The sequence below is a fragment of the Pigmentibacter ruber genome, assembly GCF_009792895.1.
In the GTDB taxonomy this organism is placed as follows: domain Bacteria; phylum Bdellovibrionota_B; class Oligoflexia; order Silvanigrellales; family Silvanigrellaceae; genus Silvanigrella; species Silvanigrella rubra.
In genome coordinates, this window is sequence record NZ_WSSC01000004.1 from 309,450 (window position 1) to 326,568 (window position 17,119).

Annotated in this window: 13 protein-coding genes; 7 read left to right on the forward strand and 6 right to left on the reverse strand. The window is 27.9% G+C overall.

What is annotated here, in order from left to right:
* The first annotated feature begins 97 nt into the window (after positions 1-97).
* From GOY08_RS12870 to GOY08_RS12890, 5 genes are all read left to right on the forward strand, one after another.
* The gene (locus tag GOY08_RS12870) at positions 98-1,135 is read left to right on the forward strand and encodes an ATP-binding cassette domain-containing protein (RefSeq protein ID WP_158999322.1); all 1,038 of its coding nucleotides are present in this window, start codon (positions 98-100) and stop codon (positions 1,133-1,135) included.
* Entirely contained in the window at positions 1,113-1,913 is an 801-nt protein-coding gene (locus GOY08_RS12875; RefSeq protein ID WP_158999323.1) for an ABC-2 family transporter protein, read from the forward strand. The genes GOY08_RS12870 and GOY08_RS12875 overlap by 23 nt, the downstream gene beginning before the upstream one ends.
* Entirely contained in the window at positions 1,914-2,687 is a 774-nt protein-coding gene (locus GOY08_RS12880) for an ABC-2 family transporter protein (RefSeq protein ID WP_158999324.1), read from the forward strand.
* A gap of 141 nt (positions 2,688-2,828) precedes the next feature.
* Complete coding sequence (gene serC / locus GOY08_RS12885; protein WP_158999325.1) at positions 2,829-3,926, forward strand: 3-phosphoserine/phosphohydroxythreonine transaminase; 1,098 nt, start codon at positions 2,829-2,831, stop codon at positions 3,924-3,926.
* 276 nt (positions 3,927-4,202) lie between these two features.
* Positions 4,203-6,818 (forward strand): hypothetical protein, encoded by a 2,616-nt coding sequence (locus tag GOY08_RS12890; RefSeq protein ID WP_158999326.1) that lies wholly within the window; start codon positions 4,203-4,205, stop codon positions 6,816-6,818.
* 33 nt (positions 6,819-6,851) lie between these two features.
* Here the strand turns inward: GOY08_RS12890 and GOY08_RS12895 are convergent, their stop codons facing one another.
* A complete protein-coding gene (locus tag GOY08_RS12895; RefSeq protein ID WP_158999327.1) occupies positions 6,852-8,021 on the reverse strand; it encodes a hypothetical protein in 1,170 nt (389 codons plus the stop codon).
* A 498-nt stretch (positions 8,022-8,519) separates the two neighbouring features.
* Here GOY08_RS12895 and GOY08_RS12900 point away from each other — a divergent pair, with 498 nt between their 5' ends.
* Positions 8,520-10,463, forward strand: coding sequence for a hypothetical protein (locus GOY08_RS12900; protein WP_158999328.1), 1,944 nt, complete (start codon positions 8,520-8,522; stop codon positions 10,461-10,463).
* 150 nt (positions 10,464-10,613) lie between these two features.
* Positions 10,614-11,747, forward strand: a complete 1,134-nt coding sequence (locus GOY08_RS12905) for an ABC transporter substrate-binding protein (RefSeq protein WP_158999329.1) — start codon at positions 10,614-10,616, stop codon at positions 11,745-11,747.
* A gap of 39 nt (positions 11,748-11,786) precedes the next feature.
* On the opposite strand, the gene GOY08_RS12910 is transcribed toward GOY08_RS12905, so the two are convergent.
* From GOY08_RS12910 to GOY08_RS12930, 5 genes are all read right to left on the reverse strand, one after another.
* Positions 11,787-12,599: an ATP-binding cassette domain-containing protein gene (locus GOY08_RS12910; protein ID WP_158999330.1), complete on the reverse strand. Its 813-nt coding sequence runs from the start codon at positions 12,597-12,599 to the stop codon at positions 11,787-11,789.
* 75 nt (positions 12,600-12,674) lie between these two features.
* Complete coding sequence (locus GOY08_RS12915; RefSeq protein ID WP_158999331.1) at positions 12,675-13,826, reverse strand: citrate/2-methylcitrate synthase; 1,152 nt, start codon at positions 13,824-13,826, stop codon at positions 12,675-12,677.
* A 151-nt stretch (positions 13,827-13,977) separates the two neighbouring features.
* Entirely contained in the window at positions 13,978-14,952 is a 975-nt protein-coding gene (locus GOY08_RS12920) for a 3'-5' exonuclease family protein (RefSeq protein WP_158999332.1), read from the reverse strand.
* A 111-nt stretch (positions 14,953-15,063) separates the two neighbouring features.
* Complete coding sequence (locus tag GOY08_RS12925; protein WP_158999333.1) at positions 15,064-15,699, reverse strand: hypothetical protein; 636 nt, start codon at positions 15,697-15,699, stop codon at positions 15,064-15,066.
* 201 nt (positions 15,700-15,900) lie between these two features.
* Entirely contained in the window at positions 15,901-17,040 is a 1,140-nt protein-coding gene (locus GOY08_RS12930; RefSeq protein ID WP_158999334.1) for an NUDIX hydrolase, read from the reverse strand.
* Positions 17,041-17,119 lie beyond the last annotated feature (79 nt).

Genomic DNA, 17,119 nt, shown 5'->3' on the forward strand with positions numbered 1-17,119 from the left:
GCAACAACAACGTTGCTTTAGTAACTTAAAGTCGAGCCATGCATTCATAAAAAATAATCCCCAAAATTAAAATTCCATATGAAAGAAAAATAAAGCCATGAATAATGCTATTAACATGCATTTAATTTGCAAAAGTATTGAAGAAAATATTCCATATGAAAAAAAAGATGTTAGGGGAAAGATAAAAAACTATTTCTTCCCCAAAAAAAAGAAAAAATATCTTATTAAAAACTGCTCAATAAATCTGTCTGCAGGCAAATCTCTTGCCATCATTGGATCCAATGGAGCAGGTAAATCTACGTTAATGAAAATAATCTCTGGAATTATGCAACCATCTGAAGGAACAATCAAAATATTAGATTATGTTCCATACGAGCGAAATAAATCTTTTCAAAAAAAATTAGGTGTTGTTTTTGGACATAAATCTTCATTAATTTGGGATTTACCTGCTAAATATAGTTTTGATTTACATAAAACTATTTATGGTATTGATAATATAAGCTATGAAAGAAGATTAAAGCATTTAACAAGCATTTTATCTATGGAAAAATGTTTGGAAAGAAGAGTAAAAAATATGAGCTTAGGCGAAAGAGTAAAATCAGATTTAATTATGAATTTACTGCATTCTCCAGAACTTATTTTATTAGATGAACCTACTATTGGCGTTGATATGGAATCAAAAATGATGATTCGTGAATTTATCAACTACGAGAAAGAAAAAAATAATAGAACATTTATTTTAACCTCACACGATCCAACAGACATAGAAAATTGCTGCGATGAAATAAATATTCTTGCTAAAGGAGAAATTGTTTTAGCAGAGGACACTTCAAATCTTAAGAAAAGATACCAACAAAAAGTAAAAATAATTCTCAAAAATAAAGAGTTAAATCAAGAATTAATAAAAGAAAATATATTAGCCTGGTCTTCCCAAGCAGAATTTTATTTAATTAATGATTGCCTAAATGTAATTACAAATAAAGAAGATGAAATAAACTTAATAAATTTATTTATCTCCATGAAAATTACAGATTTTGAGTTAAAATCAATGTCCTTTGAAGAAATTTTAGCAGGACAGTTTCAGATATTTAAAAACAATGAAAGTGATAATTATGAATCAGATGGAGATAATTAAAAATATCGTAAAAATTAAAAATTTTATAAAAATTTATACTGCTGAATTTTTGTCTAATAAATCTACAGTAATTAGCATAACAATTGGGGGTTTAATACTGCCCATTTTAGTCCAATTGATTACTTGGAATTTTGTCTTTGCAAGCAATGAACAAATTAAACAATATACTTTCTCGCAAATTATTATTTATGTCTGCATAACAGTGCTTTTTATGATGACAAACGATTCGGATGAAATTATACGAACAATGTCCGAAAGAATAAAAAATGGCAGCATTGATGTTTATAAGACAAAACCTATATCAAATTTTAGTTTAATATTACATATATCTATTGGAAGAAATTTCATTTTCATGACATTAACATCAATAATACTTGTTTTTTTTACCTTTATATTTAACTCATCAATAACAATCCATGTGTTTATTCTCTACATCCTCTCACAAATATTAACTATACAAATTGCTTATACTTTTTCGTTATTTTGTTACTGGTTTATAAATAGTGTTTTTATAAATTATCTTTTTTATTTAATTTTACAGATATTTGGAGGGTTTTTAATACCAATAGATCTATGGCCAGAACCTTATCAAACAGTATTAAGATATAACCCTTTTAGAATTTTAATTTCTGCAACTCCTGATATTATTTTAAACCCAACCCCAACAAACTTAAAAACTATTTTTTTTCTTGCCATATTTTATATTATTACCTTTATTTTTATAATTAAGTTTATTGAAAAAATAACAATAAAGAAATACACTTCACATGGTGGTTAAATGCTAAAATTAATTTTTAAAAATTTTAAATACAGGCTTCTCAGTGAAATGAGTTTTAAAGCAGATTTTTTAGGAGAATTATTCGTCACTATTTCTATTAATATTTTTACTATCTGTTTATTTAAAGTTATATTTTCTTATAGTAGAAACTTTGGTTTTTGGAGCTTTGATGATTTTTTTCTTGCTTCCCTATTTTATATGTCTTTTCGCCTTTTTGTTGAATGCTTAGATGATAATATGTTTGAATTTTTTGAGACTGTCTTTGAGGGAAAATTTGATAGTTATTTATGTAAACCAATAAATTTATTGTTTTTTGTGTTGTTTTATTTTTTCAGAGTAACAAAATTAATAATTGCTGTAGTAATCTATTTTATGTTAATATTTTATATATTATATAATAATATAGTAACAAATTTTTCAGATATTATTTTATTTTTTGTTTCTTCATTTATTTCAATAACTATAGGCATTCTCTTTACTTTTATTATGGTTTCTTTAAATTTATTTTCACAGAAAAATTTATATATCGGTTTTCATATGCACCATTTTTCACAACTTTGTTATTTACCACCAACAATATTTAGCCAAAATTTATTTAAAATATTATTTATTACTGTTCCTTATATGTTTATTTCATCTTTACCTGTTCTCATTTTAAAGTATAAACAGTATAATTTAATTACCCTTTCAATCATTCCATTATTAATTCTATTTTTTATAGCATATTTATTTTGGAAAAAATATAAAACTCTCTTGAAATCATTTGGCGGTTAATCTAAGTATTCACTGTAAGCTATTCATTTATTGGGAAGTATTAAACAACTATTCTTTTAGCAAAAATAGTTGTGCAAGTTACATTTTTAACTATAATATACCGATAAAACATCGTCTTTTAGCAACTAAAGAGAGGTTTCTATGAATGTTCATTATTTTAGTCCAGGGCCTGCAAGCTTACCGAAAGCAGTAAAAAAACAAATTAAAGAAGAATTGTTAGATACTTTTGGAATTGGTGTCAGCGTAATGGAAATATCACACCGTTCCAAACAGTATGAACATTTAAATGAAGAAACCCTTCAACTTGCAAGAAAAGTTTTTCATGTTCCAAACACCCACTCAGTTCTTTTTTCATGCTGTGGGGCGCAACAACACTTTTCTTTAATTCCTCAACATCTATCTAAACCAGGTGAGGAATTAGCATATACCGATACTGGCATTTGGGCCCATTTAGCATGTGAAGAAGTCCATGCACAACCTAGAAAAGTGCATATTGTATATGATGGAAGAACTTGCGACTATGTTTCGTTAGGAAATCCCAAAAACTGGGAAATACCCGAACATTCTAAGTATGTGCACATTACTGTAAATAATACTGTTTATGGAACGGAATATAAAACTATTCCTACGTTTGGAAAAATCCCGTTAGTGCTAGATATGACGAGCTCTTTAGCAGCTCGCACTGATATTCCATGGGATTCCACAGCTATTGTTTACGCCAGTGCGCAAAAGAATTTTGGAATTGCTGGTGTCTCAGTAATTATTATTAGAAATGATTTATTAGAAGCAAGTAGAGAGATTACAAAAGCAAATTACTTAGGAAAAGCTCTTTCTTATCATGCCATATTCGATACAAAAAGTGCTTTAAATACCCCTCCAGTTTTTCCAATTTATGCGATGAATAGAATGCTACACTGGATTGATCAATCAGGTGGAATTAAAGTGATGGAAAAGTGGTCGCTTGAAAAAGCTAAAATGATTTACTCTGAAGTTGATGCGGGACTTTATATTGGTAGAACAGATAAACATGATCGATCAAGACATAATTTTGTTTTCCGACTTCCCAATGAAAAACAAGATGAACACTTTATAGCTGAAGCTGCTAAACATCATTTATTAGAAATTAAGGGATATCGTTCAGTAGGAGGTATTCGAGCTTCAATGTATAATGGGGTCAGCCTTGAATCTGCTAGTGCATTTGCTGAATTTATGAAAGATTATCGGAAGAAATTTGGCTGAAATTTAAATTCTTTGACTTCTATAGAAAACAAATATTTTTCTAAATTAAAAAATAAAATTATGATTCTTCTTTTTCAAGACTAGATATCTAAAATCAGATTTAAAAAAAATTAATAAATCAATATTAATATTAATAAAATATTAAAAATTTAATATTAATTTAATTATTTTTTAATAATTATAAATAATATTTTATAAATAACTAATTATTTTAAAATAAATAATGGAATTATTTTTGCTTTCCTACCTTTGAACAGTTTTCAAAGGGGGGAAACGATGTTTTTAAATTTTAGAGATCACCCAATCAATTTAAATTATGAGAAAATTACATTTGAAAAAGAAAATTTAAAGGAAGTGCAACAATTAAAAAAAAGCTATACTGATTCAATTAAGTATCTACAAGGGGCTGTGACTTATGCTGCAAAAAAACTATATATTGAAAACACTCAAGCAGAAAAAAATATTATTTTAAACTTTGCACAAAATGTAAGCTATCGTTACTTTATTGTATTAAAAGGTATTGCATACTATGAACTCCTAAAAGAACATAAAAATACAGATGAATATTCTGTGATTGAGAAAGTAAAAAAACATTTAAGAACTAGGTTTGCAAGTGAACAAAAAGATTACTGGTTTGGGCATTTATCTGATTCGGAAAAACTTTTTAGAATTATAAGCAATAAAAGCCCTACTAGTGAAGGCGTTGCAGAGTTTAGATATAGACTATTTTTTGTTTATAAAATGATGCCTTTTGTTGAAAAGTATATTTTAAAAAAATATAGTATATTTACTCTAAACTCACCTTATAATGTTATCAGACATTATATAAAAAGAAATGAAACAAATTGGAAAATAAACAAAGAGTGCGTTAAAGAATTAAAAAGAAGATCTTCCCAAAAAAAATCAAAGTTTGTTTTATACTGCCCAGGAACTGCGAATGAACTTAATTCTAAAGAATTAAGGCGTGATAGCGATGAAAATAGTCAAGTTTATAAAGATAAATTAGTAAAACTAAGATTTCCAACTTATAGACAAGTCATTTATCCTGAAGCAACAAACAGAAAAAGTTCTGATATAAAAGATTTTATGTTCAATAAAGTTAATTTCTCTCAAGAAGAAATTCAAGAAATGACTAAAAGAAATTATAGGAGTGTATTAGCTGATGATAGTATACTTGACAGTGCTATAAATGCGCAATCAGGTGCAACTACATATGACTACATTGAAGATACACAAAATATTGAGGCAAGAAAATTTTTAACCTTATCAAATGAAACCTTTATGCCAAGACTTTCAGGAATTTCTGGAACAATGGACTACAGCATTTCAATGGCTTGCATTGTCGGACTTGGTATTGATAATAATAAAATAGACTTTAATTATCTGCACGTCATTAAATTAGCTTATATCGTTTGGATGACACAAGCTAATGATCATAGCCTGCATGAAATGTTATTTTCAGCATTATCATACGGCCTTAATTATCAAGCTGGCCCCAACATAATTAATTACATTTTACCAAATAATGAAGAATTTAAGCAAAAAGTTAGAGAAGTTATGGAAAATAATGGATTAAAACTACCAATTGATCATTATAATGACTACTGTATCTTTATAAAAAATTACAACAAAGACCGTAAATATGAATATGCGTTAGAAACTATTTCTTCTTGCAGAGCTACTGGAAGAATGGTAAGTTTAAATAATTTAAAAGCTGAAGTAAAGAATATTAAAGATCCTGCTAGTAGTAATTATGGATCTTATCAGCCAGATAAAGTAGATAAAAGTAATGGTACATATCAAATATATAACTTAAAAACAGGGCTTTTAGAAATTAAAGACGTAAGTAAAAAACCAAAAATAGATAAAAAATTTACAAAAAAATTAGCAACCACTATAGTTAGACCTGATGGGAATATAAATTTTTATGGGTCACAAAATGTTGGTTTATTATTCAATATTTTATCATTAAATACAAAAGAATATCGCTATGTTTTTTCTACCGGTGTTCAATCTAATTTAAAATGGTGGGTTGGTGAAAATGATATAAATAGAGAAAGGTATGAAAATTACTTCATTGACATTAATTTTTTTCGATCTTTACTTATATATAAATCGATGATTAAAGATGATATAGATAAATTAAATGAATCTTTATTTGGTTTGAGCAAAGAAGCTCTTGTTGCTTTATTTATTCAAATTAAAGATCCTGCAAAAAAAGATCAAGAAATACTTCTTTTAACATGTTTTTATTATTATATTAAGAAAGAATTGAACATTTCTCTACCCATCCTTGAATTTAAACTTTCAAATCCAGGGGATAAAAAAGTATCTTATATAAATATTATCTCTATTAATGATATAGTTAACACCTTAGCCAGAATATTACTAGATGATGGATATTTAAATATCCCGAAAAATTTAAATCAATGCATTACTTTAATATTAAATGAACTAAAGGTTTCTTTTACTTGGATCGAAAAAATTAAAAAAGTAATTAAAATAAATAAAGACCAAAAAATTATTTGCGAAGATATCTTTAAAAGAAAATTTTTAAAGCTTATGCAAGATGATTTTATATCTGAGTTACAAGTAGAAAATAATTTAAATTTTTATCTTGCAAAGTTGGAAGAAATGTATAGAAAATATAATTTAAGCAATGGATCACAAATATCGCTTAATAGCAGTATCACTAACTCAAGTATGAGTAGTTCAATAACTGAAATTGCAGGTAGTCAAGTAATAAATACCAATAGCAATGGAGGCATGTCATTACCACCACCACCTCCTCCTCTCCTAGATTTTTATAAAAAGAAAAAAGGAAACAGATTGCTTGAAAAATTTAAACATGTGAAGATTATATTTGATAGCGAAAGTGAAATTGTATCTTAAGTTTTTTAAGTAAGTCTGATAGATTTTCTTTATCTACTGTCTAATACTTGGTATCTGAAAGAATGATTTAACTGATATATAAGAATTAATATAGTTTGAATCTGGAGATTTTGCATCCACCACATTGTCATATTCATTTATTACCCCTGATTTTGCTAATTCCCAATTAAAAAAAGCATTTTCCTGAATCAATTGTTTATTTCCATTTTCCATAAATTTCTCTAAATTTGGAGATAAAGTTTTAGAAGCAAGCGCAAGAGAATATACAGCATCTATAGAATTATAATTTACAGGTGGGAATTTGATAGATTCAGTAACTGTTGAGGAATCTTGAACAGCAACTGAATGAGTAGAAGTATATGAAAGACCAGCAGATAAAAGCATATCAGTAAAAGCATTTGGAGGTATATTTAATTGGTATGCAAATGAAGTTGAATCAGTTGTTGTTACTCCTTGAGTTACTTGAAAAGTCAAATTACTTTCTGAATTTGCTGGTACTAAATATTGTCCTTTTAATCGCCAAAATGTGTAGTAATTTAATCTTTCCTGACTTCCATCATTGCTCATTATTTGAGTAGGAAAATCATGTTTAGACAATTCAGGATTATTGAACCCAAGATAAAATCCGGCGACCTCTTGGGGTGCCGCAAGAACTGGAATGTATAAAAATGCTTCACCATAATTAGCTTTATAATATTGCCAATCTGAATAACTTCCATCAAGTGCTATTCCGCCATTTATAGAAGGAGAAATTGGGTTAAATGCCTCCCGATAAAATTTACCATCAGTGTATTTATAGTATAATTGGGTTACTAAAGTGTTACTTTCTTCTACAATAGTAAATCCTTTATCAGAATTACTTTTATTATCATGAACCATAAAAGAAAATTCATTATGATTTCTTAAATTATTTCTATTATTTCGATAAAAGTAAATATAACCGGAACATCCATCAAACTTTTTGCATGTCAATTGAGTACCAATATTCTCTAAATGAAGATCTTTATAAGATTGAGAGGTGACAAAAGATCTACCCCACAAATCAGGCATAGAATTGCTATGCTGAGCAACATATTTTTCTATTTCCTCTTTATTCATACCTGGTAAAGGAAAAGATTCCGCTGTCGCATGACATGAAAATGACAGACCTAAGATGTTAAGAAATATATTTAGTAATAAATTGTTTTGCTTTCCAATAAACATTTACGGCTCCTTTTTTCATAAATCCACAAATACTTCCATAACCAATTTTTGTTGCATTTTCTTATTTTAATTTTATTGTTACTACATTTTACAGATCAATTAAAATAAAAGATTTTAATAAAATTAATATTTGATAAATTTTGAATTTAATTTTCCTTATTATTTCAAAATATTAGTTATAAAAATGTGGATTATCTCATAATACCAATATTAATACAAGCTAATAATCAAATGACTAATTGTGGTACATGAAATATTTTCTTCTTAAAATTAAAAATAATTTCTTTTAAGTAAGGAAATTCTAATAAATTATATATCTATAAAATAAATTAGTAGATTTTAATTCTATATTTACTATTTAGATTGGTAGATTTTTTTTATCAAATTTGACATAAATTTAAAAATTAATAAAATGAAAAATCAGTTTTTTGAATAATTGATCCTAATTAATTATTTTATCTTTTAACATAAATCTATAACAAAATAAAAGAAAGTAAAATGAAAAATTTAAACATAATATCGAAGTTATTAGCAAGTAATTGCATATTTATTATTTGCAATTTTAGTTATTCTCAAACATTTGAAGATGAAAATAGTCAGTCATCTTTTTCTCAATCAGATAAATTAATTGTTCCTAATAGAGTGTATAGAGCTTCACCAACAGAAGCTGACTTTATTTTCTTAGTAGGTTTTGAAAGGCAAATGTGCGCAAGAGAATTTAATTCTAGAGAACGTTGTTTAGATTTAACTAAGCATCTCCTTTTAAATATAAATCAACCAAATCTCAGTGTAACAGAAACAACTACAAGCCAAGTTCAAAATCCTAGTGCTTTTATAAGCACGTTTTCAGATAGAAATTATACGCTTGAAAATGCTAGAAGATCAGCATTATTAGATATTTTTAATGCTGAAAGCCCCTGGCAAAGAAACTATTTTTATATTTATGAAATTATTCCAAGCAATAATTTTGTAAGTGTTACTGATACTTACCAGCGTGAATTAAATTTAGCATTTCATGACCCTGTTAGATTCCGTCAATTAGACAATCTGTATTCACTATATGCAAATACTAATGAATATGCTGCAATTGGTAATATAAGTACACGCAATATTGTTTCTGCTACCCGTTATGAATTTAATTTAGAAACTATGGATTTTGTGGAAGGAATTACCCTTCAAAACCCGCATTATGACTCTAGTCTCCAACCTTCCATACACACAAATAATTATCCAATTGGTGACATTTCTAATGCATACCAAACAACAAATGAAATGTTTTGTGAAATTGACATTCGAACTTTGCAAATTAATTCAGCACAAAGAGATAAGCGTTCTATTGATAGAATATATAGTTGTAGAAAACCTAAATTTATTGATGAAAAAACTATAGAAAGTCCAGAAAAAATATTTAAAAAAAGTAAAATAAAAATTAAAACTAAAGACCCATCAAATATTGCAAGATGTTTAGTTCATGATGGTAATTTCATTTTTGTAGATAATTGTGAAAATTCAATTTATAATGAATTTATTTATACTGAATTTGGCCAAATTATTTCTAAATTTAATAGTGCAGAAAACTCTCAGTTTCTTTGTCTTAGTAGAAGTATAAGAGAGAACGATTACTTAAAAATGGAAATCTGTGATTTAAATAAAACTGAACAATTATGGGAATTAAAAAAGTTAACTGATTCAAATTCAGCTTTATATACTTATAAAGGGACAAGGGTAGGATTTTACAATCACCTTGGTACCTCATATTTAATTGAAAAAAACAATAATGATGGTTACCCTATTTTTACAATAAGTAATTCTTCTGAAATTGAGGAAAAGATATCCAAACCAATTCTACAGTTTTCTATTCAAGCCAATATTAAAGGAATTTCTAAAAAGAACAATTATACATTTTATCCAAGTATTTACAGTTCAGTAAAAGCTGATCTAGTAAGTGAATTAAAAGCCTATCAAAATTACTATAATGCAAATTTAAACCTGCTTTTTTCTAACTATGGAGAACAAAAAACAAGTTCATTAGTATGCTACTATTCATATGTAGGAAAATATGGTAGTTATACATTAAATTTGAATAAAATTAGCAATATTTATTGCTCTAATATAGAAATTAAAGACGATCATTTTAAATGGTACTTTAATAAAAATAAAGAAAATAATTTATACGAAATTATTGACAAAAGAAATAACAAATTGGTTTTTTCAGTAGATTTTATAAATTATCATGCATATGTTGCAAATGAAAAATTTCTATTAAATAAAAATTATTTTCAAAATTTTAGTTTAAGTAAGCCAGCAAAGATCTATGCTGAAAATTATGCAAAAGCTAAAAGCATAGGGAATAAACAAAAAATATATGACAATGATTTTTTTAATAAATTTGCTTTTTTCTCTTTGTATGATTATTTTAGTCATTTGTACTCGAGAAAGTAAAAATCTTATTCGTTATAATCCAACATTGAGAAAAATCTTCATTCTTTTAGAACAAAACTTATTTCGTCATTAATTGCACAGTTTAAAAATCAAAATTAAAAATATTTGCTAATATTAAAAATAGGAATAATTTTAAAAAAGGACTTGCATATGAAATATATTTTTCGTTCAATACCTCTCTTAATATTAATTGTTTTTAATATTTTTGCATATTCAGTCAGTAATGAGGCAAAAGAAAAAAAACTCCATATTTTGTACTATAATTCAGAAAATCAAGAAGGATTTTGGTGGAGAACTACTTCAGAATTTGCGCAAGCAGCTTGTCAAAATTTAGGAATGGAGCTTAATATCGTTTATGTAGATAGAGACGCCGCATTTATGGTAAATGATTTCAAAAAGAAAGCAACTAATTTAAATAAACCAGATGCTGTTATTTTCCAAAATTTAAAATCTAATGCGGTTAATATGCTGAAAATAGCAGAAGAAAATAAAATCCCAGCGTTTATTTTTAATGCTGGTTTAACAGAAGATCAAGCAAAACAGTATGGAAAACCTAGGGAAAAATTTAAATACTGGATTGGTCAAATTTTACCCGATGATAAAAAAGCTGGATATGATTTAGCACTCCAACTATTTAATGAAGCAAAACGTCTTGGTCTAAAGGATAAAAATGGGAATATTCATTTTTTAAGTATTATTGGTACAAAAACAGATACAGCTTCTATTGAAAGAGAAAATGGATTAAAATTAGCTTCTCAACAAGAAAAAAAAATTATTTTAGACCAAATAACATCAGCTAATTGGGATCGAAGGGAAGCGGAAAAATCTTTAAATTGGCTCATATTAAGATATCCAGAAGCAAAAGTTGTATGGTCTGCAAACGATCTCATGGGATTAGGAGCTCTTGATTCTTTGAGTAAAACTAAAATTATTCCTGGAAAAGATATTATAGTAGGTTCTATGGATTGGGTTCCAGAGGCACTAAAACAAATGCAATCGGGAAAACTTTTCACTTCATTGAACGGCCATTTTATTGAAACAGCTTGGGCTTCTGTTTTAGTTTATGATTATCTAAATAAAAAAGATTTTGCGTCAGAAAAAACTTCTTTTACTTCAAAAATGACAGTTCTTTCCAATTCAAATATTAATTTATATCTAAAAAATTTCAAACCAGATAATTTCAAAAAAATTAATTTCTCAAATTTTTCAAAAGTTAAAAATAAAAATTTAAAAAAATATGATTTTAACTTTGATTTAGTTTTAAAGAAAATTATTTCTAATTAATTATTTTGAATTTAAATTTTATTATTTTTATACAGTATTTTAAACATCATCCCTACCAGCAATAAAATTTTCTGCTTCTTGAGTACTAGGATTTGTAAAAAATTGTGCTGTTTGAGTGTATTCTATAATTGTTCCGTGGCGCATGAAAAGTGTCCAATCAGTAACTCTACTCGCTTGATATAAGTCATTAGTTGCCCATATTAATGTTGTTTTATCACTCATATTTAAAATTAAATTTTCAGTTTGCTTTAACATAACAGGATCCATGCGCAAAAAAGCATCATCAAGAAGAAATATTTTAGGCTTACGTAGCAAGGCTCTTATAATTGCTAATTGCTGCAAAAAGGGGAGTTCAACTTGACTAGGTAACAGTTCTGCAAGGGAATCTATTAATGCTTTATTATGTTGAGAGATAGGTAAAGTATCTATTAATTGGTGGAATGGCAAAACATCTTGAATTCCAGCTAAATTTTGCGAAAGAGCAAAGTTCTCTGCGATTGAAACAGGGAGCCAAGCACTTTTTTCAGATACCAAAGCAATTTGGGAAGATATTTTTTTGAGAATTTCTTGATTTGGCTTTCTTCCTGACAAAGGAATTCCCAAAATACGAATTCCACCTGTTTGTTTGAAGGAATTTAAAAGTAAATTATTGTCCATTTCCCAAATAAACTGTGCAATTACAGATAACACCATACTTTTTCCCGAACCAGCTGGTCCAATAATTGCTACGGATTCTCCTTCGAAAATAGTAAAAGTAAGTTCTCTAATAGGTGAAATAAAACCAACAGAAAGTGAATAATTTTCAAATGAAATAACAGGTGTTGATTTATTTTTAAATGAATTTGTAGCCATTTTTATCTCGCAAAAAAAAATCTCATAGAAAAAATCTATGAGATTACTTTATAATACAAATGGCTTTGAAGTGTATTATTTTCTATTTTTTATATCTACATATTTATCATCTGTTGGACCTACATATTTAGCAGCAGGGCGATAAATACGGTTGTCTCTCCACATTTCAACAATGTGTGATGACCAACCAGCAACTCTGGAAACTGCGAAAATTGGAGTAAAATCAATAGATTCAATACCCATTAAACGATACAAAGCACCTGACCAGAAATCCACATTGGGCCAGATATAATCTTTTGAAGTCTTGCTTAATTCTTCAATCATAGAATCATGCACAATTCTCAAAGTTTCATAAGTATCTTTTTCTTTTTTAGTAGCTACCAATTTTTCTAACATTCCACGTAATACTTTAGCTCTTGGATCCATAGTTCTGTATACACGGTGACCAAAGCCCATCACTTTTGCTTTAGTAGCTAAAGCATTTGCAACCCAAGCTTTTGCATTTTCTGGAGCCCCAATAGCATCAGCCATTTCAAGAACTTTTTCATTTGCACCACCATGCAAAGGACCAGATAAAGCACCAATTGCAGCTGAAATGGAAAGTGAAAGTTTTGCTTCTGTGGACGCGACAACTCTGGCAGCAAAAGTAGACGCATTAAAGTCATGGTCAAGATGAAGTATTAAGGCAACGTCAAACATTCTCGCTTCTTCTTTATTTGGTACGTTACCATTTAACATATAAAGAAAATTTTCTGCATGTGAAAGATCTGGATTTGGAGCAATTGGTTGCAATCCACGTCTTTCACGAGAAATTCTTGCAACTGCAGTAGAAAGTTGGCTAATAATTTTAATTGCACTATGAATATTATGTTCTTCATTTTTTAAATTTACAGGTTGTTCATCAAATCCAATTGCTGCAATTGCTGCTTGCAATACAGACATGGGGTGAGCTGATCTTGGAGCAGCAGAAATAACTGCTTCGACAGTTTTTGGCAAAACTCTGTTTATTTTCATTTCTGTGAGAAATTTATTGAACTGATTTTGTGTTGGTAACTTACCATACAAAGAAAAATAAACGCATTCTTCGTAAGTAGACTTTTCTGCAAGCTCTTCAATCGAGATACCACGATAAATTAATTTTCCAACTTCTCCTTGAACTTGGCTTACTGAGGTAGCATCAGCAACAACTCCTGCTAAACCTTTTGAAAATCCTTGTTCTTCTGACATAATATGCCTCCTCAAATAATTAAAATCATTAATTAAATCAGTATTATAAATTAAAAAATACGTAACTCTTTGTTAAAAATGAGATCGCGTATTTAGACTTCTATACTCCTGTAAGTCTTCTCATACAACTATCGGCGCGGGGATGAAACTCTTAAGTATTTTTAGCATAATTAAAAAATTTTGTGCTTTCCCTAACTAATTCTTGATAATTAGCTGGTTTTCCTTCTTTTAATAACCATCTTTCAAACCATAAAATACAATCTTTAAACTGATCCTCCGGAAGGATTCCACGAAATTTCTGTATTGCTAAAAAAACTCCGTAGGATATGAGAACATCAATAGCGCAGTATTCTTCAATTTTTTGTGCAGCATGATTACAAAAGTATTCTTCGGCGACAAGCGATCCATCCATACCGGCCATTTTTCCTCCTAGGCCAATAGCTTTCGCAATAGTGTCTAAGCCTACTCTCGCATTTCTGTTGTCATAATTACAAACAAAATTCATTAAATCAAAAACTTTATCCGCTGCATATTTATATCGATAAGAATCATTTCCTAAGTTTTTTACATAATCTTCAATTGGGCATGTTATAAAATGAATTAAACTTCTTTGTTCAAGAACCATTAAGTCAAAGTTTGCTATGTTAAATCCACAAAAGGTAACAGGTAATTTCTTTAGTTTACTTTTTTGATATTCTGTTAGATTACGATTAAAAGTATGATCATACCAATGTTTATGAAAATCTTGATATTTCAAAGAAAATTGCCAAAACTCTTCTATAATTTTTTTTTCATGGTTTAAAAATTCAATATAAGAATTTACTTTTGGAATAGTTCTTTTAAATCCATCCATTATATAGTATGTTTCTGGATCAATATATAATGCACAAATTGATATAATGGAATGATAAATAGTTTTTGGAAACTCAATATTTTCTTTTTCTTTTATTTGGTTTAATAATTGATAATCGTTCCACTTTAAGTATAATTCTTCTTCATTAAATTGATATTCTAAATAATTTTTTGCTAAAAGAGGAATATCTGGAACAGTTTCAATGTCAAAAATTAAGAAAGGAGCTTGAGGCCTTTCCATTTTTAAAATAGTATTATTGGGATTCACTGACATACGCATGCTCCTCAAATTATTAAAATTAACACTTTTATTTCAAAGTATAGAATTAACAATTTTAGAACATAACTAATTAATTTGTTATTTGACAAGGGTTAAGGCTATTTATTAAATTTCGTATTCAATATAAAACCCAGCTGTTAGCACTGTACCAACATAGCTTAATTGAAGACCGAGCATTTTCCAAGATATATCATATGTCACTTGGAAAAAAGGAAGGTATTTTAGCTCATCTGCAATTGAAATCAAACGACCATCATATCCTTTCACTACACCTAAATTATATCCTAAGTCAGTTGAGAAACCATTCTTGTCACCAGTTCTATATAAACTTCTGTGCAAAGCAAAAACGTAACAACGGTCATGAAATGAATTAATAAATGTACCAGCAATAAATCCTGAATATGCAACAGCAAGTAAATCATGTTGCCAATTTTCTTCTGCACCTTGGTTTACTAGTAGACTTAAATGAAATGACCACATTCCTAAATAAACAGCATCTTTACCTGGTTTTCCCCAGAGAAAAAAACCTGATTCGCTATCTGTGTTGGATTTTGTACCAGTTACTTCTGTTGATTTATCTGCATAAAAGTCTTTTAAATCTGAATTATTTTTTTGATTAATACCTAAATTATACTTTTCAGTATTGTTATATATTAACTCATTTGAAAAAATTGATTTTTCAAAAAAACAAAAGATAGATAATATTAAAGTCAATTTTATTAAAATATTTTTTGTTACCATATTGATTTATTTTAAAAAAGGTTTAACGGAATAAAAAAGCATACTTTTCGTAAAGCAAAAAGTATGCCAATAATTAACATTCTGTTAATTTTGAATTAATATTAATAAAAGGTGAGTAATGCTTAATTTATATACATTTCTACAAAATAATTGTATAAAAAATATACAGAAATAAATCAATAATTTTAAATACTTTTTAAATTAAAAGGCATCTAAATAAATTCTAAACATATCGCACGTATCTCCTGTCACACCTAAATTATGACCTTCAACTTTCGCACCTTTTTTGCATTCACTCAATTTAAACCAACGATAGCCAGGACTATTAGGAATATTAAAAACTTTAGTACTAACTTCCCAAGCAAATTTATCTTGCGGAACGAATTTCCGCATATCTAAATAATTTTTATCTAATTTAACTACAAATAAAAGATAATCATTAGCTTGTAAAACCATTAAACGTTTTGATTGATCAAGTTCATATTTTAAAGATGTAAATTTACCAGCTTCTTCATCAAATTCTCGAATAGCACCTGTTATAGGATCTTCAAATTCTTGCTTATCAAAATTTAAATGTTTATTCTCATGATATGCACATGATCCACCTGGAAAATTCCACCATTCTTGCAAACTAGGAGATCTTAATTGGAGTAAAAATCTTTTTTCAGGTTTTGAATCATCAACAATTAAAACTCCGCACTTTGAAATAGATTTTGTCGGTTCCTTTTTATCAGAAAAATAATGTGCAACTTTTTGTTGCTTAGGCAACGGCATAAACAGTTTTGTTGTTGGGCTATTTGCTGATACTTCTGCAAGAACAGCAGGACTATCATCATAAAATAAAGTTAATCCTTGTTTATTTATTTCCACAGATTTTTTTGTACCTGATGCAACACAAAAAACTTGGCGATTTGGAATTGAGGGTAAGCCATTTTCTTTAAATAAGTTTTCTCTATTTGAAATATTTTCAGGTTTACATACTGATGGATTATGAGTCACAATGGATGAAGTATTTCCATTACTTAAAAGGAAATCAATTTCCTTTTTTAATCTGATATTTCTCCCAGTTGTTTCAAAAGCTGGTCTTTTATGAAAGTAATAATCTTTTAAAGTATATTTTACTTCAGTATGTAAAACACCATCAACATCAAAGCCAATTTTTGCATTTTTTGGTCTTGCAAAAGGTGAAGTTGGACTTTCAATTTCATATAAATCATCTGTTCCATTATATGTTACAATTTGTTGTGAATCTTTTTTAGATTCTTCTGAAATACTTGAATTACAAGAATAGCTCGTCAACATTACAAGTAATAAAGAACCAAATTTTTTTAGATTTTTCATCTTTTCCCTTTTCTAGAATAATACACGAAAAAATCTTTAATATTATAGACATTTATCTAATTAAAGATAAGTTTAATTA